This is a genomic window from Sphingobium sp. WCS2017Hpa-17 (assembly GCF_031843765.1).
In the GTDB taxonomy this organism is placed as follows: Bacteria; Pseudomonadota; Alphaproteobacteria; order Sphingomonadales; family Sphingomonadaceae; genus Sphingobium.
This window is the reverse complement of sequence record NZ_JAVTIV010000038.1, coordinates 1-24,428: the sequence shown is the minus strand read 5'-3', so window position 1 is coordinate 24,428 and position 24,428 is coordinate 1. Positions and strand designations below refer to the sequence as shown.

Below are 24,428 nucleotides of genomic sequence, written 5' to 3'. Positions count from 1 at the left end.
GACGCAAACGGGAGGGGAATATGGAGTCCCAAATGACCCAAATCTTCGATCTTTCCGGCAAGGTGGCCATCGTCACCGGGGCGAATACCGGCATCGGTCAGGCGATCGCGCTGTCGCTGGCGGCGGCCGGCGCGGATATCGCGGCGGTGGGCCGTACCCCGGCGGAAGAGACGGTGGAACAGGTCCGCGCGCTGGGCCGCCGGGCGGAGATCATATCGGCCGACCTCAACAGCATCGAGCCGGTGCAGCGGGTGGTGGACGAGACGATCGATAAGCTCGGTGGCCTCGACATATTGATCAACAATGCCGGGATCATCCGCCGCGCCGACAGCGTGGACTTTACCGAGGCGGACTGGGACGCGGTGATCGACACCAACCTCAAAGTCCTGTTCTTCCTGTGTCAGGCGGCGGGTCGGCACATGATCGCGCAAGGCTCAGGCAAGATCGTCAACATCGCGTCCTTGCTGTCGTTTCAGGGCGGCATCCGGGTGCCGAGCTATACCGCGTCGAAGAGCGGGGCGGCGGGGCTGACCAAGCTGCTGGCCAATGAGTGGGCGGCCAGGGGCGTGAACGTCAACGGCATCGCGCCGGGCTATATCGCGACCAACAATACGGCTGCCTTGCAGGCGGACGAGACGCGCAACCGGCAGATACAGGAGCGCATCCCGGCCGGCCGCTGGGGCGAAGCGAGCGACATCGGCGGCGCGGCCGTGTTCCTGGCGTCGCGGGCGGCGGATTATATCCACGGCCATGTCCTCGCCGTCGATGGCGGGTGGTTGGCGCGATAAGATGAGGCTGTAGCGGGGCCGAACCCGCCAAAATAACAACAGGGAGAGAGGCATGACCGATCGGCGGAGCATGTTGACGGCCACTGGCATGGCAGCGCTGGGAATGACCCTGCCGCAGGTGGCGTTTGGCAGAACGGGTAAGGGCGCACGGCCCGGCCCCTATCTGATCGGCGCGGATATCAGTTGGATTCCCGAAGACGAGGCGGCCGGCGCGCGCTATTTCGTTGATGGCGTGCAGAAAGACCCGATCCTGCTGCTGCGCGATGCCGGATTCAATGCGATCCGGCTGCGTATCTTCGTCGATCCGGCCAAGGGCTATGCGAAGCGCGAACCGGAGAAAGCCTGGGCAGGGCTGGAACAGACGATCAAGCTGGGCAAACGCATCCGGGAAGCCGGCCTCTATCTGGTGCTGAGTTTCCATTATAGCGACACATGGGCGGACCCGGAGCATCAGGGCGTGCCCGCCGCCTGGGCCGGCTATGACCTGCCGCAATTGGCCAAGGCAGTCGAGGCGCATACGCACGACACGCTGGTGGCGATGCGGGCGGGCGGCGCGCCGGTCGACATGGCGGTGATCGGCAATGAGACGACATTTGGCATGCTATGGCCCCATGGCCGGGTGAAGCTGTCCACATCGACCGGCAATCCGGTGACCGACGCCAATCATGCCAAGGTCGGCGCGGTCGGCGGATTCGATGGCTTTGCCCAGTTGTTGCGCGCGGGGATTGCTGGCGCGCGTCGGGCGGAGCCGGATGTGCAGATCCAGTTGCACAATCATCTGGGCCGCCACTGGCCGATCGTGCGCGAATGGACCGATGCGCTGATCGCCCGCAAGGTCGATTTCGACGTTATCGGCTTTTCCTGCTACCAGCAGCGGGCGCAGGGCGACTGGGAAACCAGCTTTAGCGAGTTCGTCAAACGCTATCCTGACAAGGGGTTGCTGGTCGCCGAATATTCGAGCCGGAAGCGCTATATCAACGATCTGGTCCATGCCCTGCCGGACAAGCATGGCTGGGGCGCCTTCATCTGGGAGCCGACCCGGCATCAGGAGGCGATCTTCGACCAGGACGGCCATAATGCCGGCGAAGGCGCCAAGCCCGACCTGATTTCGCAGGGGCTGAACAGCGCCGAGGCACCGGGTGGCCTTGCGAGCGCGCAGGTCGCGCCCAAGCCGGAGCCGACCGGCCCGATGGGCAAGGGCGGCGATTATGTCGCCAATGGCCTGCTGAAACTTTATGGCGAGATGGCGAAGGCCTATCGATGAGGCGCCGGGATTTCACTCTGGGGCTGGGTGCGCTAACGCTGGCCGCCTGCGCGCATGGGCGCCCTGCGCGGCAGGACGATGTGCTGCTCTTCGCCTATTTTACCACCGGCAAGGCGGGTGAGGCGGACGGGTTGAAGCTGGCGGTGAGCGAGGATGGTTTCAGCTTCCGCACGCTGGCGGCCGGGCGCAGCCTGCTGGTGCCGGCGGTGGGCGAGAAGAAGCTGCTGCGCGATCCCTTCCTCTTTTACGATGGACAGGTCTATCATCTGCTCTGGACCACCGCCTGGGAAGGGGTGACGATCGGCCATGCAACCAGCCGCGATCTGATCCACTGGTCGGCGCAGCAGGCGATCCCGGTGATGGCCGATGTGCCGGGCACGCGCAATTGCTGGGCGCCCGAGGCGATCCATGATCCGCGCACCGGCCGGTATGAGATTTTCTGGTCGAGCACCGTCGATGGCCGCTTCGCCGAGACGGCGGGGGCGTCGGAATCGGGCTATAATCACCGGCTGTGGCGTTGCAGCACGGCGGATTTCACTAGTTTCTCCGCCGCCGCACCGCTTTACGATCCCGGTTTCAGCGTGATCGACGGCAGTTTCACGCGCGCGCCGGATGGCGGCCTCTACCTGATCGTCAAGGATGAGACGGTCGAACCCCCGCGCAAATATTTGCAGGTTGCAAAGGCGGACAGCCCGACCGGACCATTCGGGCCGCTGTCCCGGCCCTTTTCTCCCCCCTGGGTGGAGGGGCCGATGGCGACGCGGATCGGCGACGCGCTGGTCTGCTATTATGACGTCTACAAGGAAGGCCGCTGGGGCGCGGCGATGACACACGACATGGTTCAATGGGAAGATGTCAGCGACCGGCTCACCATGCCGGCAGGTGCACGGCACGGATCGTTGCTGCGCGTGCCCCGGTCGCTGGTGGCGCGAATCGGTTAGGGTGCGCAGGCGCGCGTCACGTCCGGCGGCAATATGTCGCGCAGGCGCTGGCGCACCACTTGCGCCCAGATCGCATAGCCGCGTGCATTCATATGGACGCCGTCGGACTGGTAATTGTCGCCCAGCTTGCCGTCGGCGAAGAGCGGCGTGGTGATGTCGCCATAATAAGCGCGCTGCATATGGGGCAGGAACTGCTGGGCCGCCGCGTTGAACAACCTTTGTTCGCCGAGGAAGGCGGCGCGGCCGGGGCTGGGCTTGGCCGACAGAAGCAGCACCGGCACGCCGGGCAGCAAGCGGTCGCGCAGGTCGAACAGTTGCGCAAGCTGGCGCATCACCGTGCGCACCGGAACGCCATTGGCGATGTCATTTTCGCCGACATAAAGGATAAGCGCGCGCGGGCGGCCTTCATTGGGCTTGATATTGGCGAAGCGCGGCAGGATGTCGGTCAGCACCGCACTGTTGATGCCACGATTTTCCGTGGCCCAGGGCGCCATGTCCTGCTGAAGGCTGGTCCAGCGATGGATGGACGAACTGCCCACGAACCAGAGCGCGCAGTCGCCCTTCGCCGCGCCCGCCGCCGGCAACACCGCATGGGAATCGCGATAGCGGCCATAGAGGCGCCAGCCCACGATGATGACGGCGAAAACAAGCAGGGCCATGAGCAATTTGGTCAAAGGCGAAGCATCTGTACGGCGCAATCCGGCAATTCCTCGGCTGATGTAGATCCGCAAATCCGGAGACTAGAGCATGATCCGATCAGATTGAACCGGATCATGCTCTAAGAGTCTTTTGTTCCTCGCATTTTGCGAGCCGTCAGCTGTGCCAGCTGACTTCAAAATGCTTTAAGCGCTTAACCAAGATTTTTTAAAGCTTCCTAAAGGGGAAATGTGCAAGAAACCGGCGGGGCCGGGGGTTTTATCAGTGGGCAAGAATCCGTCGATCGACCTCCTGAAGGGGGTCTTGATCCTGCTTGTGATGGTGGGCCATGCCATGGAGCTGGCCCATGCGCAGCATGTGGCCCTATGGATCGGATCGGGATTCCGCATGCCGCTGATGATCGGCATTTCGGGCTATCTGCTCAATATCGGCCGGCTGCGCAGCGAACCGGGCGAGCATTTCTTCGGCCGCTATGGCGAGCGGATGTTGCTGCCCTGGCTGGTGGCGATGGTCGCCTATCTGCTGATCAGCGGATGGCCGCTATCCTGGCACACGCCGATCGACCTGCTGCTGCGCCCGCCCTTTCACCTCTGGTATATTCCGGTGCTCTTCTTCCTGATCCTGATCGCACGCGCGGTGCCGCTGCGGCCGATCTGGCTGCTGGCGATCGGCGTGCCGTTCAGCCTGGCGATCATGTATGGCTTTGGCCCACATCATGGCCCGATCGGGGCCAGCCTGTTGTCACCGGACAGTCGTTATCTGCGCTATCCGGTCTATTTCTTCTTCGGCATGCTGATGGCCGAGCGGGGGTTGCCGACGCGCTATCTGGGCATTGCGCTGCTGACGGCGGCGCTCGGCATGGGATGGTGGTCGGCACTGGAACATGATCCCCATATCCTTGCCTTCGTACCCGCACGCCTGCTGATGTGTCTGAGCCTGATCGCGCTGCTGCCGCACTTTGCGCGGCTGCGCCTGTCCTTCGGCCCGGTCAATCATATCGGGCGGGACAGCCTGTTCTTCTATCTGTGGCACCCGCTGGTCATGGCGCTGGTGATGGCGAGCGGGGTGGGCGCGGCGGTCACGCTGGCGCTGTCAGTGCCGATCCTGTTCGGGCTGGGCCGGCTGTCGGCCGGGCATGCGCCGCTGCGACGCTGGATCGGCAGCGTACCGCCGATCCGCCGACGTGACGAGGAACCGCCGCTCGACCCGGCACCCCAGCCGGCTTAAACCTTGCCGTATTTCGCTTCGAAGCCAGCGATGTCGCCGGCGGCGAGATATTTTGCCTGATCGACCCACTGGTCGCGGACCGGACGGCCCTTGAAACTGCCGAGCTTCGCGTCGATCGTGGCGATGTCCGCATCGTTCCAGGCTGCGATCTGGGCATAGCGAGTGATGCCGAGGTCGATCAGCAGCGCCTTCAGCTTGGGACCGACGCCCTTGAGGCGCAGCAGGTCATCTTCTCCGTCCGCGACGACGGCAACGGCCGGCACAACGGCGACAGGTGCGGGGGCCGGTTCGACCGGAGCCGGTGCGGGTGCGGCCGGGGCTGGTTCTGGCGCTTCAACGACCGGTTCGACAACCGGCTCCGCAGGCGCGACCGGTTCCACCACGACCGGTTCGGCAACCACGGATGCCGCAGCGACCGGGGCGGCGATGATCGGATCGACGAAGGGTACGGGTGCAGGCGGTGGCGCGGCTTCTGCGGACACTGCCGGTTCAATCGGCTGTTCCGCCTTGCGCCGGCCGGACAGGAGGAAAACGAGCGCTATGATGACCAGCAAGCCGACCAGCAGCCACAGTCCATAGTCCATGAAGAATTCCTGCATCGCGCGTCTCTCCCCTGCAAAATGCTATGCGCTATTTATGGCCGCTTTCCTGCGCGCTGCAAGGGTTCAGCCCTGCCCCACCTCGCGCGCGACTTCGCGCCAGCCGATATCGCGGCGGCAGAAGCCGGTCGGGAAGTCGATCGCGTCGACCGCGGCATAGGCGGCGGCCTGCGCCGCGCCGACCGTATCGCCCGTGGCGGTGACATTGAGCACACGCCCGCCATTGGCGACCAGCACGCCGTCCTTGTCCGCCGTGCCGGCATGGAAGATCTTGGCACCGTCCTTTTCCGCCGCGTCGATGCCGGCGATCGCGCCGCCCTTTTCGGGCGTGCCCGGATAGCCGTTCGCGGCCATGACGATGGTGAGCGCGGTGCGATCAGCCAACTGGACCGGCCCCTGTTCGGCCAGCTTGCCCTGCGCCACGGCGAGCAGCAGGTCGACCAGATCGCCGTCGAAGCGGGTCATCAGCACCTGGCATTCGGGATCGCCGAACCGGGCATTATATTCGATCAGCTTTGGTCCCTGATCTGTCAGCATCAGCCCGGCATAAAGAACGCCGCTATAGGGCATGCCTTCGGCCGCCATGGTATCGACGGTGGGCTTGATGATCGTTTCGATCACCTGGGCCTCCAGTTCGGGCGTTAGGACGCGGGCCGGGCTGTAGGCGCCCATGCCGCCGGTATTGGGGCCGGTATCGCCATCGCCCACGCGCTTGTGATCCTGCGCCGAACCGAAGGGCAGGATGGCGCTGCCGTCCGTCAGCGCGAAGAAGCTGGCTTCCTCGCCGGTCATGAATTCTTCGAGGACGACTTCCTCGCCCGCCGCGCCGAACGCGCCGGAGAACATGGTGTCGAGCGCCTCGACCGCTTCGTCGCGGGTTTCGGCGATGATGACGCCCTTGCCTGCCGCCAGACCGTCCGCCTTGATGACGACCGGCAGCGCGAAATCGTCGAGCGCAGCGAGTGCACCGTCCTTGCTGGTGACCCGGATATAGGCAGCGGTCGGGATGTTCGCGCGCTGACACAGATCCTTGGTGAAGCCCTTCGACCCCTCAAGCTGCGCCGCTTTCTTGTTTGGACCGAAGACCGGCACGCCCATGGTGCGCAGATTGTCGGCCAGGCCATCGACCAGCGGCGCTTCCGGCCCGATCACGACCAGCGCGATCGAATGGCGGATGCAGAAATCCAGCACGGTGCGATGATCCGTCGCGTCGAGGTCGACCAATGTGGCATGCTCGGCTATGCCCGGATTGCCCGGCGCGGCGAAGAGCGTATCGAGCCGGGGCGATTGCGCCAGCTTCCACGCCAGCGCATGTTCGCGGCCGCCGCCGCCAAGCAGAAGGATGTTCATGTCGCCCATGTCCCCGGAATTTGATGCCTATGACAGTTCGGGCCGCCTGTTAGCGGAGGAACGCGCGGGGGACAACGCGCCGCCGCTGTCGGTGAGCGAATTGTCGGGCCTGTTGAAGCGTACGGTCGAGGATCGGTTCGGCCATGTGCGGCTGCGCGGCGAGATTTCGGGGTTCAAGCGGGCGGCGTCGGGGCACCTCTATCTGGCGCTGAAGGACGAGAATGCCGTGCTGGACGGGGTGATGTGGAAGGGCGGCGCGCAGCGGCTGGCCTTCAGCCCGCAGGACGGGGTGGAAGTGATCGCGACCGGCAAGCTGACCACCTATCCGGGGCGGTCCAAATATCAGATCGTCATCGAGAAGATGGAGCTGGCCGGCGAAGGCGCGCTGATGGCGTTGTTGGAGAAGCTGAAGGCGAAGCTGGCGGGCGAAGGGCTGTTCGCGGCGGAGCGCAAGAAGCCCCTGCCTTTCCTGCCGCGCACGATCGGCGTCGTGACGTCGCCCACCGGGGCGGTGATCCGCGACATATTGCATCGACTGGCCGATCGCTGTCCGACCAATGTGCTGGTCTGGCCGGTGCTGGTGCAGGGTCAGGGCGCGGCCGAGCAGGTGGCGCGCGCCGTGCGTGGCTTTAGCGCGATGGACGGCAGCGGGCCGGTGCCCCGGCCGGATCTGGTGATCGTGGCGCGCGGCGGCGGGTCGATCGAGGATCTGTGGAGCTTTAACGAGGAAATCGTGGTGCGGGCGGTGGCCGATTGCACCATCCCGATCATCTCCGCCGTGGGGCATGAGACGGACACGACCCTGTGCGACTATGCCGCTGACCGACGGGCGCCGACGCCGACCGCTGCGGCGGAAATGGCGGTGCCGGTGCGGGCGGAATTGCTGGCGGGATTGAGCGAGATGGGCCTGCGGGCTGGGCGCGCGGTGCGACGCGGGGCGGGTCAGGCGCGCGAACGGCTGGAGATGCAGGTGCGGTTGATGCCGACGCCGGATACCTTGCTGGCACCGCAGCGGCAACGGCTGGACCAACTGTCCGACGGGCTGGTGAGTGGCCTTCGCCACCGGCTGGCCGATGCGCGGGCGCATTTGGGGCAGGCGGGCGGGGCGCTGCGGCCGGCTTTGTTGCTGCAATATGTCGTGCGCGCGGGCGAGCGGCTGGACCGGTTGCAGTTGCGGCCGGACTATCTGCAACGCGCTTTGTCGGAACGGGCCGTCGCCTTCGACCGGGTGTCGCGCCATTTCGCTTCGCTCGATCCCGACCGGCCGTTGCAGAAGGGCTATGCCCGCGTGATGGCGCAGGGCCGGCTGGTGCAATCGGTCGCGGCGGCACAGGCGGCCGGCGCGGTGATGCTGCATTTCAAGGACGGCACGGTCGATGCGACGATCGGCGATGCCGCGCTTGAGCCGAAGGCCGCGCCTGTTCTATCCTCCCCACCCCGGCCCGCTCGCAAGGCGCGCGAGGTCGGCGACAAGCAGCAGCAGGATCTGTTTTCCTGATGCTGCGCAAAGAGGCCTGACCCATGTTGATGTCCAACCGCGACCGGATCGCCCGGCTCCATTATATGCCCTACAGCTTCCGCGTATTGCAGGCGGGCGACCATGTCCTGTGCGCCGTCACCGGGCAGCGGATCGCTTTGCAGGATCTGCGTTACTGGAGCATCGCCCGGCAGGAGCCCTATGCCAGCGCCGACGCGTCGGTACAGGCGGAGCTGAAGGCGCGCGGGCCGCGATGAGGCGGATCGGCATTGCGCTGCTGCTGGCCTGCACCGGGGCGGCAATGGCGCAGCCCGTCGCGCGGCCGGTGGCGGCGCGCGCTGACTTTCAACTGACGGGGACGGCGACGCAGGGCGGGATGATGACCGGCGTCGCGCCCGCCGGTACGGTCGCGCTGAAGCTGGACGAACAATTGGTGCCGGTGGATGCCGACGGCCGATTCCTGATCGCTTTCGACCGGGATGCGGGGCCGAGCGCGCGGCTGGTCGCTCGGTTGCGCGATACGCGGACGGTCGAGCGGAGCCTGAGCATCGCCCCGCGCGCCTGGCGGATCGAGCGGATCGACGCGCCAATGCGACCGACCAAGAGCACGGAAGCCTTTCTGGCGCTGCGCAAGCCCGAACTGGAGGCGATTGCCGCCGCGCGGGACGTCGTCACCGATGCGCAAGGGTGGCGGCAACGTTTCATCTGGCCCCGGATCGGGCGGATATCGGGTCTGTTCGGATCACAGCGCGTCTATCAGGGCACGGCCGGCGCCTATCATGGCGGGGTCGATGTGGCGGGTGCGACGGGCGTACCGGTGGTGGCCCCCGCCGACGGCGTGGTGATATTGGCGGCGGCGGACAAGCCCTTCACGCTGGAGGGGCATTTGCTGATGATCGACCATGGCCATGGCCTCAACAGCGCCTTTCTGCATCTGTCGCGGATCGACGTGAAGCCGGGCGACCATGTGACCCAAGGTCAGAAAATCGGCGCGATCGGCGCCACCGGCCGCGCGACCGGGCCGCATCTCCACTGGGGCATGAAGTGGAACGACGCCCGGATCGACCCGCTGCTGATCGCCGGGCCGATGCCGAACGGGCTATAGAGCATTTCGAAGACATCTGGAGCAGATGACGGCTCGCAAGATGCGGAAAACAAAAGATCCTTGGCGCATGATGCAGTTCCATCTCACTGCATCATGCTCCGGATTCAGCTTACTCGCTTCATGCGGACGGCGCGGCCACCTTCCACCTTGCCCATGAAGCTGCCCATGGCGGCGCGCTTCAGTTCGATCTTCTGGCCCGCTTTGGGGTCGCGGCCAGTGACGGCTTCGGTCGTCATCCACTGGGCGCCGTCCTCCAGCACGATTTGCCACTTACCATAGCCTAGACTGCGGACCGAGGCGATCACGGCGTCGATATGGGTGACGCCTTCTTCCTGCGGCTTGCCGCCATCCTCGTCGTCGCCACCGCCCAGGAAGGGCAATTTGGGGAAGGCAAAGCCGAACAACGTCTTGCGCGTCTTGTTGAGTTCGCTCTTGTCGAGCACCACCACCTCGTCGCGCTGGGCGGCGGCGTCGATGGCGCCCACCTGCTGGTCGAAACAGGCCAGACGCTGCGCATTGTCCGTAATGGACCGGCACTGGAGCAGGTTGGTGAAGATTTCCGGCCGGGGTTGCTGGCGCTGCGGCGCGGCCTGCACCGGTGCCGCCATCGGCGCCCCGGCGATCAGACACAGGGACATTGTCACAATCCAGCCACGCTTGCCGTTCATATCCGCTCTTCCCTTTTTCAACCCGTGATGCGTACTACCATGCACCCGCAGGATAGGACGTCAATATGACGGTTCTGACGGTTTCTCGCGCGGTCTAGCGCCATAATCCATCTATCGTCACGCGCGCTGATGCATGATTGCTACAGCGCGTTGCAACTTCATGTAATTATCTTGCAATACATCCGTAAAATAGCGGACACCCGCGCTTGTTGCATTTATGATACAGCCGCACTCAAAAGCGGCAGCTCGCCTTTTCCCCCGCTTTACAGCGCCCTGAACGCCGCGCAGTTTCGGCCGATCCATATGGGGGGATCGCTGTCGGGCACCATATCCCTCCGTACGGGCACTGACTGGCAGACCATCTGCCAAACTCCAGAGCAAGGGACTGGACCGTGAAAACATTTTCGAAAAGGGCACTTCTGCGTGCCAGCGCCGCTCCGGCGATCCTGAGCGCGTCGCTGATCGCGACGGCTGCGTTCGCGCAGGACGCGCCGCAGACGGCGGAAGCCGATGCCGGTGATACCATCATCGTCACGGGCTCGCTGATCAAGAATCCGAACCTGGCGCGTTCGACCCCGGTCACCGCGACCTCGTCGGACCAGATCGAACTGCGGCAGAACAACACCGCAGAAGATCTGCTGCGTGAAATTCCGGGTATCGTTCCCAGCATCGGTTCGGCAGTGAACAACGGCAATGGCGGCGCGTCGCTGGTCGACCTTCGTGGCCTGGGTTCGTTCCGTAACGTCGTTATGATCGACGGCACCCGCCTGGCGCCTTCCGGCCTCGCTGGCCAGTTCGACCTTAACAACATCCCGCTGGCCTTGGTCGAGCGCGTCGACGTGCTGACCGGTGGCGCTTCGACCACCTATGGTGCGGATGCCATCTCGGGTGTCGTGAACTTCGTAACGAAGTCCGACTTCTCGGGCCTGGAAGGCAATATCTCCAACCAGCTGACCGAACAGGGCGACGGCAATTATTTCCGTGCCGACCTGACGCTGGGTGCCAATTTCGATGATGGCCGCGGCAATGTGGTCTTCTCGGTCGGCTATCAGCAGGCCGATCCGGTCTATCAGGGCAGCCGCAGCTTCTCGAACGTCGCCATCGACTCCTTCAGCGGCCTGGGCGGTGGTTCGGGCACCTCGACCCCCTCGCGCTTCGGCGGCGTGAATGTCGGCGGCCTGGATTCGATCACCACCGGTTGCGGTGCTACCGGCCAGCCGGCCTGTACGGCGGTTCAGGGCACGCGTCAGCTGACGGCTGACGGTACGGCTTTCCGGCCGACCTCGGCTTTCGACGCCTATAACTTTAACCCCTTCAACATCTTCCAGACGCCGTTCGAGCGCTTCAACATGTACGGCGCAGGCCGTTATGAAGTCAGCGACGCGGTGGAAGTCTACAGCCGTGGCGTGTTCTCGAAGAACACCGTCAGCACCATCATCGCACCGTCGGGCGCCTTCGGCATTCCGGTGACGTTCGGTCTGGACAACCCGTTCCTTTCGGACGCCCAGCGTAACGCTTTCTGCGCCTTCGACGTCGATCCGCGTGCAGGCTACCGCCCGCGCTTCACGCAGGCCGAATGCGACGCCCGCACCGGCACCGTCGGTACAGCGTCGGCCAGCGAGTTCGTGTCGGCCGACATGAACGGCGACGGCGTCATTTCTGACGGCGAAGGCTTCAACGGCAACCCGGCCGTGACGGTGAACCGTCGCGCGACCGAACTGGGGCCGCGCATCTCCGAATTCACCACCACCTTCTTCGATTACAAGATCGGTGCGCGTGGCGGCATCACCGACAGCATCGACTGGGACATCTTCGGTTCCTACGGTCAGAGCGAACAGATCCAGACCCAGAAGGGCTACTGGCTGAACTCGCGCGTGCAGCAGGCCTTGCTGGCGACCAGCACGACCGAATGCACCGATACGTCGAATGGCTGCGTCCCGCTCAACCTGTTCGGTCCTGACGGTTCGATCACCGATGCGATGAACGGCTTCCTGAACGCCAACAGCCAGGTCACCACCAAGACCTCGCTGGCGCAGGTTCGCGGCACCATCAGCGGCGACTTCGGCGTTTCGGCTCCCTGGGCCGGCGACGCGATCGCCTTCGCCGTCGGCGGCGAATATCGCAAGTACAAGGCTTCGCAGGAATCCGATCTGCTGTCGCAGTCGGGCGATCTGGGCGGTGCCGGCGGTGCGGCGCCGAACGTTTCGGGCGGTTATGACGTCTATGAAGCCTATGGCGAACTTGTTCTGCCGCTGGTGCAGGACAAGCCCTTCTTCCAGGATCTGACCCTGGAAGCCGGCATCCGCTATTCGGACTACACCGTTCAGGGCGGCACCGGTTACAACACCACCACCTGGAAGGCCGGTGGTAGCTGGACCCCGACCGACGGCATCAAGATCCGTGGTAACTATGCGCACGCCGTGCGCGCGCCCAACATCTCGGAACTCTTCTCGCCGCTCAACACGGTCCTGACCAACCTGGCTTCCGACCCCTGCGCCGGTTCGGCACCGTCGTCGAACGCCAATCTGGCTGCGATCTGCCTTGCACAGGGTGCGACTCTGGCTCAGCTCGGCTCGATCATCAACGATCCGGCCGGCCAGGTGAACACCACCACGGGCGGCAACCTCGCTTTGGGTCCGGAAAAGTCGAACAGCTATACCTTGGGTGTGGTCCTTCAGCCTTCGGTCGTTCCCGGCCTGGCTATCACGGTCGACTATTATAACATCAAGATCACGGGTGCGATCACCAACCCGACCCCGGACGATGTTATCAATGCCTGCTTCGGTAACATCACCGCAGCCAGCGCTTCGGACCCGGCTTGCACGGTTATCCGCCGCGATCCGTCGACCGGCGGTCTCTACGGTCTCGCAGCTAATGCTCCTGGTCTGTACCAGCCGCTGTCGAACCTGGGTCGCCTGAAGACCGACGGTATCGACGTGTCGATCAACTATGCGAAGGATATCGGTTTCGCCAAGTGGGCACTGATCGCCAACGGCAACTGGACCAATTCGTCCACGTTCCAGGCGACCCCGACCTCGGTAAACCGCGACTGCGTGGGCCTCTATTCGGTCAACTGCGCATCGATCCAGCCGAAGTTCCAGTGGTCGGTGCGTAATACCCTGTCGTTTGACTCGATCGATCTGTCGCTCCTGTGGCGCTACATCGACACTGTGAAGTATGAGGACGGCGACGCATTCGTCGGCGAACTCAACGGCAAGCAGGTCGACTTCAACAAGATCCCGGCCGAGCATTATTTCGACCTGACCACTCGCTTCCATGCTTCGGACGCGGTCACGATCACGCTGACCGTGCAGAACCTGCTCGACAACCAGCCCAAGGTCGTTGGCAACTCGATCGGTTCGACCAGCTACAACAGCGGCAACGTCTATCCGTCGACCTACGACGCGCTGGGCCGTCGCTATGCGGTGTCCGCGAAGTTCCGCTTCTGATCCTTGCGATCAGGCATGAAAAAGGAAGGGCCGGTGGCAACACCGGCCCTTTTCTTTTGGCGTTCGGATTGGCGTGGCCAGGAACCGACGTTGAGGGGAATCAGCCCAGCAAGGGGCGAGGCAGGTCCAGCCCGATCCCGGCATTGCCCGCCACGATCCGCGCCCAGTGCGCGACCTTTTCCAGTTCCTCGCCATGCAGCGCCAGACCGCGCTGCGCCGCCTGTGCCCGCTGGTCCTTGCCGAAATCGGCACCATTTTTGGCGTCGCGCGCAAAGACGGGACCGTGCACGATCGCGGTGATGGCCACATCGTCCAGTGCAAGGCCGAAAAGCCGGGCGAGCGCCGCCAGGCTCTCCTGCGGGCGGGCCACCAATATCTCGCTGTCCAATGTCGCGATGCGCGTGCCCAATGTGTCGGCCAGCCTGTGAAATTGATGGTGCTGCGCCAGCCAGCCGACGGCCGCGACCTGAATATCGGTCAGCCCCAGATATTGATCGGGCGCGATGCCGAGCGGGGCCAGCATCCCTTCCCGAATCAGTTTCCCGAACAAGTCGCGCACCCACAGGCGCCCCTGCATTCCCTTGCGCGCGATCGAGGCAAGATAGGCGTCAAGCGGCGCATGGAGCAGCAGCGCACGCGCCTGAGGCCGCAAACCCATGATCGCCGGGATAAGCGGATTGACGACGTTGGAAGGCTTCACCACGACTGCCTCGCCGGAGGCGAACGGCCGGGCCAGCAAACGCAGGCTTTCATCCAGAACCCTGGCCACGTCTGGCCCCTTGGCCCCGCGATGCCGCCAGCCGATCAGGTCGTTGAGCAGCACCGGTTCCTTCAGCCCCATCGCTACACCGGGAATGTCGAAGGCTGCCGCCAGCAGGGTCGAGCAGCAATAAGCCGAATGGAACAGGAAATGCAGGGGAGCAGCCGGTGGCGCGGCCGCCACAACTTCCCTCCGGCGCAGTACCAATGGCGGCTTTTCGCCCAGATATTCGTCAGTCAGGAAAGGGATGGCCCCGTGACGGGGCCGATCGACATAGTGGAACTGAAAAGCGTCATGGCCGGGGTCATATCGGTGCGCCAGCCATTGCGCGTCAGCCATGAGGTCATGGATTGGGAGAGGAGCGCTGTTCATTGCGTCCAGTCTTCGCACGGCCATTCCACAGGCACAAGGCGCGCAGATTTCCCCTATTTGTCACCTTGCTGACATCTGTTAGCCATGGGGAAGGACGTGGGGGACGGACATGGATGCAATGGTTGGGCGGTTGTTACAACAGGCGATCGAAGCCCGCCGGCAGGGACGCCTGACTGATGCGGAGACTGCGCTGACGCAGGCGCTGGCGCGCGCGCCGCAGGAACCGCAAGCGCTCAACCTGCGAGGCCTGATCGCGCTGGATCGGCGTGATTTTGCCGCCGCCCGCAACCATTTTCAGGCCGCAGCGCAAGCCGACCCCAAGGAAGTCGCTCTATGGATGAATGTGGCATCCGCAGAACGCGGGCTGGATTCAGCGGACGGTGAACGCGCCGCGCTGAACCAGGCGCTTGCAATCGACCAGCGCAACCTGATGGCACAGATCCGCATGGCCCAGCTGGAGCAGCGGCTGGGCGAGACGCAACCGGCGGTCGATAGCTGGACCAAGGTGCTGTCGCTGGCGATGGGCATGACTGACATGCCGCCGGCACTGGCCGACATGCTGGCAGAAGCTCGACGCTTCGTGGGCAATCATCAGGCGCGCTTCGCCGCCTTTGTTGAGGCGGGCGTCGCAGACCAGTTGGCCGCCGCCGATCCGCTGGCGCGGCGGCGCTTCCAGGCTTGTCTGGACCGCGAATTCGGCCGGCGCGAGATTTATCAGAATCACTGTTCGGGGCTGCACTATCCCTTCCTGCCGGCGGACGAGTTTTTCGACCGGACGCATTTCCCCTGGATGGCGCAGTTGGAGGCGCAGACCGATGCGATCCGTGCCGAATTTCTGGCGATGGTCGAGCGGGATGGCGGCAATATCCGACCCTATGTGCAACAGGATGCGGGCACGCCGGAGAATAAATGGACCGCGCTCGACGGGTCGCTCGACTGGGGGGCGTCCTTCCTGTGGGAATATGGCGGGCGCAACGAGGCGGTCTGCGCCGCCTGCCCGCAAACGGTGGCGGCGCTGGAGGCACTGCCCCGCGCCGATATTCCCGGCCGGGCGCCATCCGCCTTCTTCTCTTTGCTGAAGCCCAGGAGCCGGATTCCGGCGCATACTGGTGTGACCAACAGCCGGGCGATCATCCACCTGCCCTTGATCGTGCCGCCGGGCTGTTTCTTTCGCGTCGGTGGCGAAACACGGACGTGGGAAGAAGGCAAGGCGTTCGCCTTTGACGATACGATAGAGCATGAGGCCTGGAACGAGAGCGATCATCTGCGCGTGGTGTTGATTTTCGACGTGTGGAATCCGCATTTGTCGCTTGAAGAGCAGCGATTATTAAAGCAATTCTATGCCACGGCCGATGCCAGCAAGACGAGGGCCGTCTGAGCCGGCATCTGATCGACGGCAGAGAGCGACAACGCCTGATCCGCGCCTTCGCCTCCGTCGCGTTCCTGGGAGATTATAAAGTGCGTGTTTTGAAAGCAGTCATCGCGTCGAGCCTGTTCGTCATCGCCATGCCGGCGCTGGCAGAGGACAAGCCCCCGTTGGATCGCAACGATCCCAACGCAGTGCGCTGCAAGCGGCTGGTAGTCACCGGATCGCTGGCGCGCAAGGAACGCATCTGCAAAACCAATGCGGAATGGCGCGCGATCAGCGAACAGCAGAATCGCGATGCCGACGACCTGATCAGCCGTAGCCGGGCGGGCATGAACCCGAACGGCTGAGGCAGAAGATAAGGCCCGTCGCTTGGGTTGCGGCGGGCCCTTGCCGCAGGGGTGCGGCGTCAGGCGATGCTGAGCGCCAGTGCGCCGTCGCCATCCTCCACCTTCACCGTCGATCCGTCCGGCACGTCGCCGCGCAGGATCAGGTCGGCGAGCGGGTCTTGAAGGTAGCGTTGCACCGCGCGTTTCAGCGGGCGGGCGCCATAGACTGGATCATAGCCGACCCGGCCAAGCCAGGCGCGAGCGCCTTCGGTGAGGTCGAGAACGATCTTGCGATCCTTGAGCAGCTTGCCAATGCGGGCGACCTGAATATCGACGATCGGGGCCATGTGCGCGGCGCCGAGGCGGTGGAACAGGATCACTTCGTCCAGACGGTTCAGGAATTCGGGGCGGAAGTGGCTCCGCACGATGTCCATCACCTGATCCTCGACCTTTTCCACCGGTTCGTCATCGGCCAGACCGGTCAGATACTGGCTGCCCAGATTCGACGTCAGCACGATGATCGTGTTGGTGAAGTCAACCGTGCGCCCCTGCCCGTCGGTCAGGCGGCCATCATCCAGCACCTGAAGCAGGATGTTGAAGACATCGCCATGCGCCTTTTCGACCTCATCGAACAGGACGACCTGATAGGGGCGGCGGCGGACGGCTTCGGTCAGGACGCCGCCTTCCTCATAGCCGACATAGCCCGGAGGCGCGCCGATCAGGCGGGCGACGCTGTGCTTCTCCATGAATTCGCTCATGTCGATACGCACCATGGCGCTGTCGTCATCGAACAGGAAGCCGGCCAGCGCCTTGGTCAGTTCGGTCTTGCCGACACCCGTGGGGCCGAGGAACAGGAAGCTGCCGAGCGGACGGTTGGGGTCTTGCAGACCGGCGCGACTGCGGCGCACTGCAGTCGACACGGCCTTGACCGCATCCGCCTGCCCGATGACGCGCTTGCCCAGCGTTTCCTCCATCGCCAGCAGCTTTTCGCGCTCACCCGTCATCATCCGCTCGACCGGGATGCCGGTCCAGCGGGCGACGACGGAGGCGATGTCTTCGGCCGTCACTTCTTCGCGCAGCATCGCGCCTTCCGACGCTGTTTCTGCTTCGGCGAGCCGCTTTTCGAGCGCGGGGATGGTGCCGTAGGAGAGTTCGCTCATCTTCGCGAGGTCGCCGGCGCGCTGCGCCTGTTCCAGTTCGAGCCGGGCGGCGTCGAGCTGTTCCTTGACCTTGGCTTCGCCAGCAATCTTGTCCTTTTCCGACTGCCAGCGGGTGGTGAGCGCGGCGGATTGCTCCTCCAGATTGGCGAGGTCTTCCTGCAAGGCGTCGAGACGGTCGGCTGACGCCTTGTCCGTTTCCTTCTTGAGCGCCTCCCGCTCGATCTTGAGCTGGATGATGCGGCGGTCGAGAGTCTCGATCTCTTCGGGCTTGGACTCCACCTCCATGCGCAGGCGGCTGGCGGCTTCGTCCATCAGGTCGATCGCCTTGTCGGGCAGGAAACGGTCGGTGATGTAGCGGTTGCTGAGCGTCGCCGCGCTGACCAGCGCGCCGTCGGTGATGCGCACGCCGTGATGGAGTTCGTACTTCTCCTTCAGGCCGCGCAGGATGGAGATGGTGTCCTCGACCGTGGGTTCGCCGACGAAGACGGGCTGGAAGCGGCGCTGGAGCGCGGGGTCTTTTTCGACATATTTGCGATATTCGTCGAGCGTGGTCGCGCCGATGCAATGGAGTTCACCGCGCGCAAGGGCGGGTTTCAACAGATTGCCGGCGTCCATCGCGCCTTCGCTTTTACCCGCGCCGATCAGAGTGTGCATTTCATCGATGAAGAGGATGACCTGACCGTCCGCGCCCTTCACTTCGTCCAGCACGCCCTTCAGGCGCTCCTCAAATTCGCCGCGATATTTGGCGCCGGCGATCAGGCTGCCCATGTCGAGCGCCATCAGCGTGCGGTCCTTGAGCGTATCGGGCACATCACCATTGGCGATGCGCAGCGCCATGCCTTCGGCGATCGCGGTCTTGCCCACGCCGGGGTCGCCGATCAGCACCGGGTTGTTCTTGGTCCGGCGGGCGAGAATCTGGATGGTGCGGCGGATTTCCTCGTCCCGGCCGATGACCGGGTCAAGTTTGCCCGCGCGCGCCGCTTCGGTGAGGTCGCGGGCGAATTTCTTGAGCGCGTCGTAGCGATCCTCCGCGCCCGCCGTGTCGGCGGTGCGGCCGCCGCGCAGGGCGTTGATCGCGGCGTTGAGCGCTTCGGGCTTCACGCCGGCGGCGGCCAGCGCCTTGCCCGCCGTCGTGGTGGTGGCGAGCGTCAGGGCGAGCAGCAGCCGTTCGACCGTGACGAAGCTGTCGCCCGCCTTGGTCGCGACCTGTTCCGCGCTGTCGAGCACCCGCACGGCATCATTGTCGAGGCCGGGGGTCTGCTGGGCGCCGCTGCCGGAGACGGACGGCACTTTGGCGAGCGCGGCGTCGGTGTCGCGCAGCGCAACTTCCGCCGAGCCGCCCGCCGCCTTGATGAGGCCGGACGCCATGCCCTGCTGGTCCTCCAGCAGGGCCTTCAGCAGATGTTCCGGGCCGATCCGCTGATGGCTCATGCGGATCGCCACGGTTTGCGCCGACTGGAGAAAGCCCTTGGCGCGATCGGTGAATTTTTCGAGGTTCATGTGCATCCACTCACATTAGATGCTGGCGATGTAGTGTTGCTCAAAAACCACACAAGGGGCGGTCGGTAATTTCCTTATCGGGTCGCCTTCTCCGCCTGCGGGGCGAAGAGGTCGCCAAAGAAATCCTGCGCGAACCAGCGCGGCGGCGCGTCGCCATCGGCCATGGCGCGGGTGATGCGATAATTGGCTTCGGCAAAGCGGGCGCCAGCATTCCAGTCGATCTTCTGCGTCATGTCGTCACCGGGATGATGATAGGCACCGCCCAGAAACTCCCCCCAAGCCTTTTCGCCGCCATTGGCATAGCCGGTGGCGAGGAAGACGGCGGGCACGCCCTGCTTCACGAACATATAATGGTCGGAGCGCACGAAGATCGTCTCCTGCGGCATCGGATCGGGCGCGAGTTTCACGCCCATCGGCGCGACGGCCTTCGCGACGATCGGGCCGAGGGTCGAATGATCGGCACCGAAGGCGATGACGTCGGTGAAGGGATAGAGGAGCAAAGGCATGTCGAGATCGACATTGCCGACGATCTGCCTGACCGGGACGCTGGGGTGGCGGGCGAAATAGTCGGCGCCGAGCAGCCCCTTCTCCTCCGCCGTGGAGGCGAGGAAGATGATCGAGCGGCGCGGCTTGTCCGGCGATTGCGCCATGGCGCGGGCGACCTCCAGCATGGTCGCGATACCGGCGCCATTGTCCAGCGCGCCATTGTTGATCCGGTCCTTGTCCGCCGCATCGCCCGCTTTTGCGGGGCTGATACCGATATGGTCGAGATGGGCGGAGAGGACGACATATTCGTCCTTCAGCTTGGGATCGCTGCCGGGCAGGATAGCGACGACATTGGGGCTGGTGACGCGCTGGCTGACCGTATCGGCCTTGATCGTCACGCTGGTCCTGAGCGCGAAGCCCTTGGGCTTGCCGCCTGCCTTGTCGGCTGTCTTGCGGATCGCGGCGATGGTCGTGGGCGCGCCGGCGAACACAGCCTGCGCCGCCGGGTCGTTCAGCATGGCGGACGCGCGCAGGCCCGGTGCGGCGTTGAAGGGGACGCCCTCGGGCGACACCCAGGTGAAATCGGGTTCGTCGGCGAACTGCACCATGCGCGCCCACGGCCGGGCCTTGGCCGACTGGAGCGTGTTGAGCGCGATCATGCCGATGGCGCCATGGGCTTCGGCGATCTTGCCCTTGGTCGCAGACAGATGCGCCCCTTCTTCGCTCGGCAACCCCTTGGGATAGCCGCGCAGGGTGACGACGATCTTCCCCTTCACGTCGAGGCCGGCATAGTCGTTGAGGCCAAGCCGCGCATTTTCAAGGCCGAAGCCGACGAATACGAGCGGCGCCGTGACGTCAAGATGCGGCTGATCGGCATTGATGCCGACGATGACGTCACCGGCATGGGTGAAGCTCTTCGCGCCGGCGGGGCCGGTGACGGTCAGCGTGGCGGGTGTCTTGCCGAATTCGGTCTTCTGGAAGGTGATGCGCTGGAGCCAGCTTCCCCCATTTGCATTGGCGTCTCCAGCGGGCTTGAGGCCGAGGCCGTCAAACTGGCTGGCGACATAGCGGGCGGCGATTTCATGCCCTTCGCTGCCGGTGTCGCGACCCTGGAGCAGGTCGTCGGCGAGAAATTCGACATGGGCGCGCATCGCAGCGGCGGTGAAGACCGGGTCGGCGGCCGACTGCGCGGACAGGGTGGCGGGAAGGAGCAGCGCGGTCATCGCTGCCAGAGAAATGGGGGTTTTCATCGGGGATAGGGTCCACTGATTGCGGGATGGCGCAAGATTTGCCCCCGGCCCCTGCGCCTGTCCAGCAATAAGCGTGTTGCGATGCTAAAACGGCCCGCTATGCTGCGCCATCCATCGCACCGGCAGCCTGTCGGTGCGCGCAAATTCCCCGTTTTCATGAGGTTCTCATGGCCCTTTCCCCGATGTCGCGCCGCCTGTCCCTGATGATGGGCCTGTCGGTCCTTGCGCTTTCTCCGGCTCTGGCTCCGGTGGCTTACGCCGCCAAGCCCGCAACGGCCGCCGCGCCCGCGCCGGTCGCCAGCCTCGTGTCGCAGGTCGATATTCCCTATGAGGAATTCACGCTGAAGAATGGGCTGCGCGTCATCGTGCATACGGACCGCAAGGCGCCGGTGGTGGCGGTGTCGATCTGGTACCATGTCGGATCGCGCTTCGAGCCGGCGGGCAAGACCGGCTTTGCCCATCTGTTCGAGCATCTGATGTTCTATGGCTCGGAAAATGCCGATGGTCCCTTCTTCGGCCGGCTGGAGGATATCGGCGCGACCGACTGGAACGGGACGACCTGGTTCGACCGGACCAATTATTTCGAGACGGTGCCGACCGGCGCGCTGGACCGGGCGCTGTTCCTTGAGTCCGATCGCATGGGCCATCTGCTGGGCGCGGTGACCCAGACCAAGCTGGATACGCAGCGCGGCGTGGTGCAGAATGAAAAGCGCATGGGCGAGAATGAGCCCTATGGTCTGGTCGAATATGCGCAGCTGGACGCGATGCTGCCAGAAGGGCATCCCTATCGCCACAGCACCATCGGGTCGATGGCGGACCTGAACGCCGCAAGCCTGGCCGACGTCCAGAGCTGGTTCAAGACCCATTATGGGCCGAACAATGCCGTGCTGGTGCTGGCGGGCGACATCGACGTCGCGACGGCCAAGGCCAAGGTAGAGAAGTGGTTCGGCAATATCGCCGCCGGCCCCGCGCCCAAGGATGTGGATGCGACCGTGCCGACGCTCGACAAGGATGTCGAGAAGGTCATGCACGACAATGTCGCGGCGACCCGCCTCTATCGCAACTGGATCGTGCCGGGGGTCAATTCGGACGAGTTGCAACAACTGGACCTCGCCATGACCGTGTTCGGTGGCCTGGGTTCCTCCCGGCTCGACAATGTGCTGGTGCGTGACGAGAAGGTCGCCGTGGGCGTGAAGGCCAGCATCCAGCCATTCGAAAAGCTGAGCATCGCCGAGATCACCGTCGACGTGAAGCCGGGCGCGGACCCGGTGGCCGTGGGCAAGCGGCTGGACGCGCTGCTGGCCGATTATCTGGCCAAGGGGCCGAGCGCGGACGAGGTGATGCGCGCGGCGACGACGCAGGCGGCCGGCACGATTTCGGGGCTGGAGAAGGTCGGCGGCTTCAGCGGCAAGGCCGTGACGCTGGCCGAGGGGGCAGTCTATTCCAACGATCCGGCCAAATATAAGAAGGATCTGGCCGTTTATGCGTCGGCCACGCCGGAGACGGTGAGCGCAGCGGCACGCAAATGGCTGGGCCGGCCGGTGCTGCGTCTGACCGTGGCGCCGGGCGAACGCAGCGCCGCCGATAATGCGCTGGCGGGCAATGCGACGGCCGAGAATGCGAAGACTGGGGGCGCCGGGCACAAGCCGGCCTTCTTCCGCAATCCCGATGCCGCCGCACCGAAAGCCGCGACGCCGCCCGCCCCGACCAAGATCGCCGAGCCACCGATCGAGCCGGTCAAGGATCTGGACTTCCCCGATATCGAGCATGCGACGTTGAAAAACGGCATCAAGGTCGCGCTGGCGCATCGCTCCACCGTGCCGACGGTGCGGGTGTCGGTCGCCTTTGACGCGGGCAATGCCGCTGACGACAAGGCCAAGCTGGGCACGGCGGGCCTGACCACCGCGCTGTTGGACGAAGGCACGACGACCCGGTCGTCGGTGCAGATTGCCGAGGAGCAGGAGCGGCTGGGTGCGTCGATCAGCGCGGGCAATAGCATGGACCGGACCAATGTCGGTCTGTTTGCGCTGAAGCCCAATCTGGACGCGTCGCTGGGCCTGCTGGCCGATGTGATCCGCAATCCCGCCTTTGCGCCGGCCGAGGTGGAGCGGCTGCGCGGGCAGGTGCTGACCCGGATCAAGGCCGAGAAGACCGAGCCGATGGCGATCGCACAACGCATGCTGCCGCCGCTGCTGTATGGGCAGGCGCATCCCTATGGCATCCCCTTCACCGGGTCCGGCACGGAAAGCGGCGTCAAGGCGGTGACGCGGGCGGACCTGACGGCCTTCCATGACGCATGGCTGCGGCCCGACAATGCGACCATCTTCGTCGCGGGTGATACGACGCTGGCCGAGTTGCTGCCGCTGCTGGAAAAGCGGTTCGGCGACTGGAAGGCGCCCAAGGTCGCGAAGGGCGTCAAGACGTTCCGCATGGACCGGATGATGCGCCCGGCCAAGATCGTGCTGATCGACAAGCCGCAAAGCCCGCAGTCGCTGATCCTGGCCGGTCTGCTGACCAACAAGGCGGGCACCGACAATCCGGTGACTCTGTCCACCGCCAATGAGGTTCTGGGCGGCAGCACGACGTCGCGCCTGACCATGGACCTGCGTGAGACGAAGGGATGGGCCTATGGCGCCGGCACGGCTTTGCCCGGCGTCAGGGAAACGATCCCGCTGCTGGTCTATGCCCCGGTTCAGACCGACAAGACCGGCGAGTCGATCATCGCCGCGCGGCAGGATATCAAGGACTATCTGACTACCAAGGGCACGACGGAAGCCGAGCGCAACCAGACGATCAACGGCCAGATTCTGTCATTGCCCGGCAGTTTCGAGACGTCGTCCGACCTGCTGAGTGCCATGATGCGCAATGCGCTGATCGGCCGGCCCGACGATTATTATGAGACGCTGCCCAAAACCTATCGCGCGATGACGGCCGCCGACATGGACAAGGCCGCGCGCGAGGCGATCAACCCCGATCGGCTGATCTGGGTCGTGGTAGGCGACGTCAAGCTGGTGAAGCCGCAGCTTGACGCGGTGGGCCTGCCGGTGGAAATGGGCACATTGGCTGATTGACGCCAACGTAAACGTAAGGAGACAGGATATGGCAGCAGTGGATGGCGCCTATGATTGCGTGGCCAAGACGCCGATGGGCGACCAGAAGGGCGTGTTCACCGTCATCAGCAGCGGCGACCGTTTCAACGGTACCTTTGCCGGGATGATGGGATCGCTGGACGTGGTCGACGGCAAGGTCGATGGCGGCAAGCTGACCTGGAAGATGGAAATGACCATGCCGATGCCGATGACGCTGGAGTGCGAGGCCGAAGTGACCGGCGACGCCATCGTCGGCACGATGCAGCTGGGCGCGTTCGGCGCGTCGGCCTTCAACGGCACGCGCCGGGCCTGATCTCCGGTCCGGCAGAGACCGGATCGACAGCCTTATATATTGGCGAGGCCCGAATCCTGGCGATTCGGGCCTCGCTGCATTTTCAGGGCGAACAGCCTGAGAAGACGGCATAATGCGCGTAAGTGCGACAGGGAGTTGGACAGCAACAATCTAGAGCGTTTTTCGATCATTCCAGATCATACCCGCACGAACTGAAGTAGTTGGCACATTCCATTGGCTGGAAGATATCGACGAGTTTGCCGATCAGGCCCCACAGTCCGCTGACGGTTCTTTCTTCC

General features: G+C 64.5%; 19 protein-coding genes and 1 pseudogene. 12 read left to right on the top strand and 8 right to left on the bottom strand.

The genetic code is table 11. From position 1 onward, the window contains the following. Positions 1–32 precede the first annotated feature (32 nt). Genes kduD through RQH62_RS23975 form a run of 3 tightly spaced genes read left to right on the top strand, consistent with a single transcriptional unit; the run spans position 33 to position 2,993 of the window. Complete coding sequence (gene kduD, locus RQH62_RS23985) at positions 33–788, top strand: 2-dehydro-3-deoxy-D-gluconate 5-dehydrogenase KduD (protein WP_311271161.1); 756 nt, start codon at positions 33–35, stop codon at positions 786–788. 52 nt (positions 789–840) lie between these two features. Continuing rightward, a complete protein-coding gene (locus RQH62_RS23980) occupies positions 841–2,052 on the top strand; it encodes a glycosyl hydrolase 53 family protein (RefSeq protein WP_311271160.1) in 1,212 nt (403 codons plus the stop codon). After that, complete coding sequence (locus tag RQH62_RS23975) at positions 2,049–2,993, top strand: glycoside hydrolase family 43 protein (protein WP_311271159.1); 945 nt, start codon at positions 2,049–2,051, stop codon at positions 2,991–2,993. The genes RQH62_RS23980 and RQH62_RS23975 overlap by 4 nt, the downstream gene beginning before the upstream one ends. On the opposite strand, the gene RQH62_RS23970 is transcribed toward RQH62_RS23975, so the two are convergent. Then, positions 2,990–3,652, bottom strand: a complete 663-nt coding sequence (locus tag RQH62_RS23970; RefSeq protein ID WP_311271158.1) for a GDSL-type esterase/lipase family protein — start codon at positions 3,650–3,652, stop codon at positions 2,990–2,992. The genes RQH62_RS23975 and RQH62_RS23970 overlap by 4 nt on opposite strands. A 226-nt stretch (positions 3,653–3,878) precedes the next feature. On the opposite strand from RQH62_RS23970, the gene RQH62_RS23965 reads away from it, so the two are divergent. Beyond that, the gene (locus tag RQH62_RS23965) at positions 3,879–4,877 is read left to right on the top strand and encodes an acyltransferase family protein (RefSeq protein ID WP_405053594.1); all 999 of its coding nucleotides are present in this window, start codon (positions 3,879–3,881) and stop codon (positions 4,875–4,877) included. Here the strand turns inward: RQH62_RS23965 and RQH62_RS23960 are convergent. Together RQH62_RS23960 and purD are read right to left on the bottom strand one after the other, a co-directional pair. Continuing rightward, complete coding sequence (locus RQH62_RS23960; RefSeq protein ID WP_311271156.1) at positions 4,874–5,476, bottom strand: hypothetical protein; 603 nt, start codon at positions 5,474–5,476, stop codon at positions 4,874–4,876. The genes RQH62_RS23965 and RQH62_RS23960 overlap by 4 nt on opposite strands. A gap of 66 nt (positions 5,477–5,542) precedes the next feature. Then, positions 5,543–6,826: a phosphoribosylamine--glycine ligase gene (gene purD, locus RQH62_RS23955; RefSeq protein WP_311271155.1), complete on the bottom strand. Its 1,284-nt coding sequence runs from the start codon at positions 6,824–6,826 to the stop codon at positions 5,543–5,545. A 7-nt stretch (positions 6,827–6,833) separates the two neighbouring features. On the opposite strand from purD, the gene xseA reads away from it, so the two are divergent. Genes xseA through RQH62_RS23940 form a run of 3 tightly spaced genes read left to right on the top strand, consistent with a single transcriptional unit; the run spans position 6,834 to position 9,408 of the window. Further along, a complete protein-coding gene (xseA, locus tag RQH62_RS23950; protein WP_311271166.1) occupies positions 6,834–8,324 on the top strand; it encodes an exodeoxyribonuclease VII large subunit in 1,491 nt (496 codons plus the stop codon). Positions 8,325–8,347: 23 nt separating this feature from the next. After that, positions 8,348–8,560, top strand: a complete 213-nt coding sequence (locus RQH62_RS23945) for a DUF2093 domain-containing protein (RefSeq protein WP_311271153.1) — start codon at positions 8,348–8,350, stop codon at positions 8,558–8,560. Next, positions 8,557–9,408: a M23 family metallopeptidase gene (locus tag RQH62_RS23940; protein ID WP_405053593.1), complete on the top strand. Its 852-nt coding sequence runs from the start codon at positions 8,557–8,559 to the stop codon at positions 9,406–9,408. Before RQH62_RS23945 ends, RQH62_RS23940 begins: the two co-directional genes overlap by 4 nt. 104 nt (positions 9,409–9,512) lie before the next feature. Here the strand turns inward: RQH62_RS23940 and RQH62_RS23935 are convergent, their stop codons facing one another. Further along, positions 9,513–10,076: a hypothetical protein gene (locus RQH62_RS23935; protein WP_405053592.1), complete on the bottom strand. Its 564-nt coding sequence runs from the start codon at positions 10,074–10,076 to the stop codon at positions 9,513–9,515. Between the two features lie 392 nt (positions 10,077–10,468). Between RQH62_RS23935 and RQH62_RS23930 the strand changes: the two genes are divergently transcribed. After that, positions 10,469–13,525 carry a TonB-dependent receptor domain-containing protein gene (locus RQH62_RS23930; protein WP_311271152.1) on the top strand — a complete coding sequence of 1,019 codons (3,057 nt, stop codon included), beginning with the start codon at positions 10,469–10,471 and terminating at the stop codon, positions 13,523–13,525. A gap of 100 nt (positions 13,526–13,625) precedes the next feature. Here the strand turns inward: RQH62_RS23930 and RQH62_RS23925 are convergent, their stop codons facing one another. Beyond that, positions 13,626–14,624: a hypothetical protein gene (locus tag RQH62_RS23925; protein WP_311271151.1), complete on the bottom strand. Its 999-nt coding sequence runs from the start codon at positions 14,622–14,624 to the stop codon at positions 13,626–13,628. A gap of 142 nt (positions 14,625–14,766) precedes the next feature. Between RQH62_RS23925 and RQH62_RS23920 the strand changes: the two genes are divergently transcribed. Both RQH62_RS23920 and RQH62_RS23915 read left to right on the top strand, forming a co-directional pair. Then, positions 14,767–16,035, top strand: coding sequence for an aspartyl/asparaginyl beta-hydroxylase domain-containing protein (locus RQH62_RS23920; RefSeq protein ID WP_405053591.1), 1,269 nt, complete (start codon positions 14,767–14,769; stop codon positions 16,033–16,035). A 128-nt stretch (positions 16,036–16,163) separates the two neighbouring features. Beyond that, positions 16,164–16,373 carry a hypothetical protein gene (locus RQH62_RS23915; RefSeq protein WP_311271162.1) on the top strand — a complete coding sequence of 70 codons (210 nt, stop codon included), beginning with the start codon at positions 16,164–16,166 and terminating at the stop codon, positions 16,371–16,373. 59 nt (positions 16,374–16,432) lie between these two features. Here the strand turns inward: RQH62_RS23915 and clpB are convergent, their stop codons facing one another. Beyond that, positions 16,433–19,012: an ATP-dependent chaperone ClpB gene (gene clpB / locus RQH62_RS23910; protein WP_311271150.1), complete on the bottom strand. Its 2,580-nt coding sequence runs from the start codon at positions 19,010–19,012 to the stop codon at positions 16,433–16,435. A gap of 74 nt (positions 19,013–19,086) precedes the next feature. Then, entirely contained in the window at positions 19,087–20,748 is a 1,662-nt protein-coding gene (locus RQH62_RS23905; protein ID WP_311271149.1) for a M28 family metallopeptidase, read from the bottom strand. 167 nt (positions 20,749–20,915) lie between these two features. Between RQH62_RS23905 and RQH62_RS23900 the strand changes: the two genes are divergently transcribed. Beyond that, a complete protein-coding gene (locus RQH62_RS23900) occupies positions 20,916–23,819 on the top strand; it encodes a pitrilysin family protein (protein WP_311271148.1) in 2,904 nt (967 codons plus the stop codon). Between the two features lie 28 nt (positions 23,820–23,847). Continuing rightward, positions 23,848–24,150: a hypothetical protein gene (locus tag RQH62_RS23895; protein WP_184268597.1), complete on the top strand. Its 303-nt coding sequence runs from the start codon at positions 23,848–23,850 to the stop codon at positions 24,148–24,150. A 166-nt stretch (positions 24,151–24,316) separates the two neighbouring features. Here RQH62_RS23895 and RQH62_RS23890 read toward each other — a convergent pair. Next, positions 24,317–24,428 (bottom strand): annotated as a pseudogene (locus RQH62_RS23890) (IS630 family transposase); the annotation flags it as partial.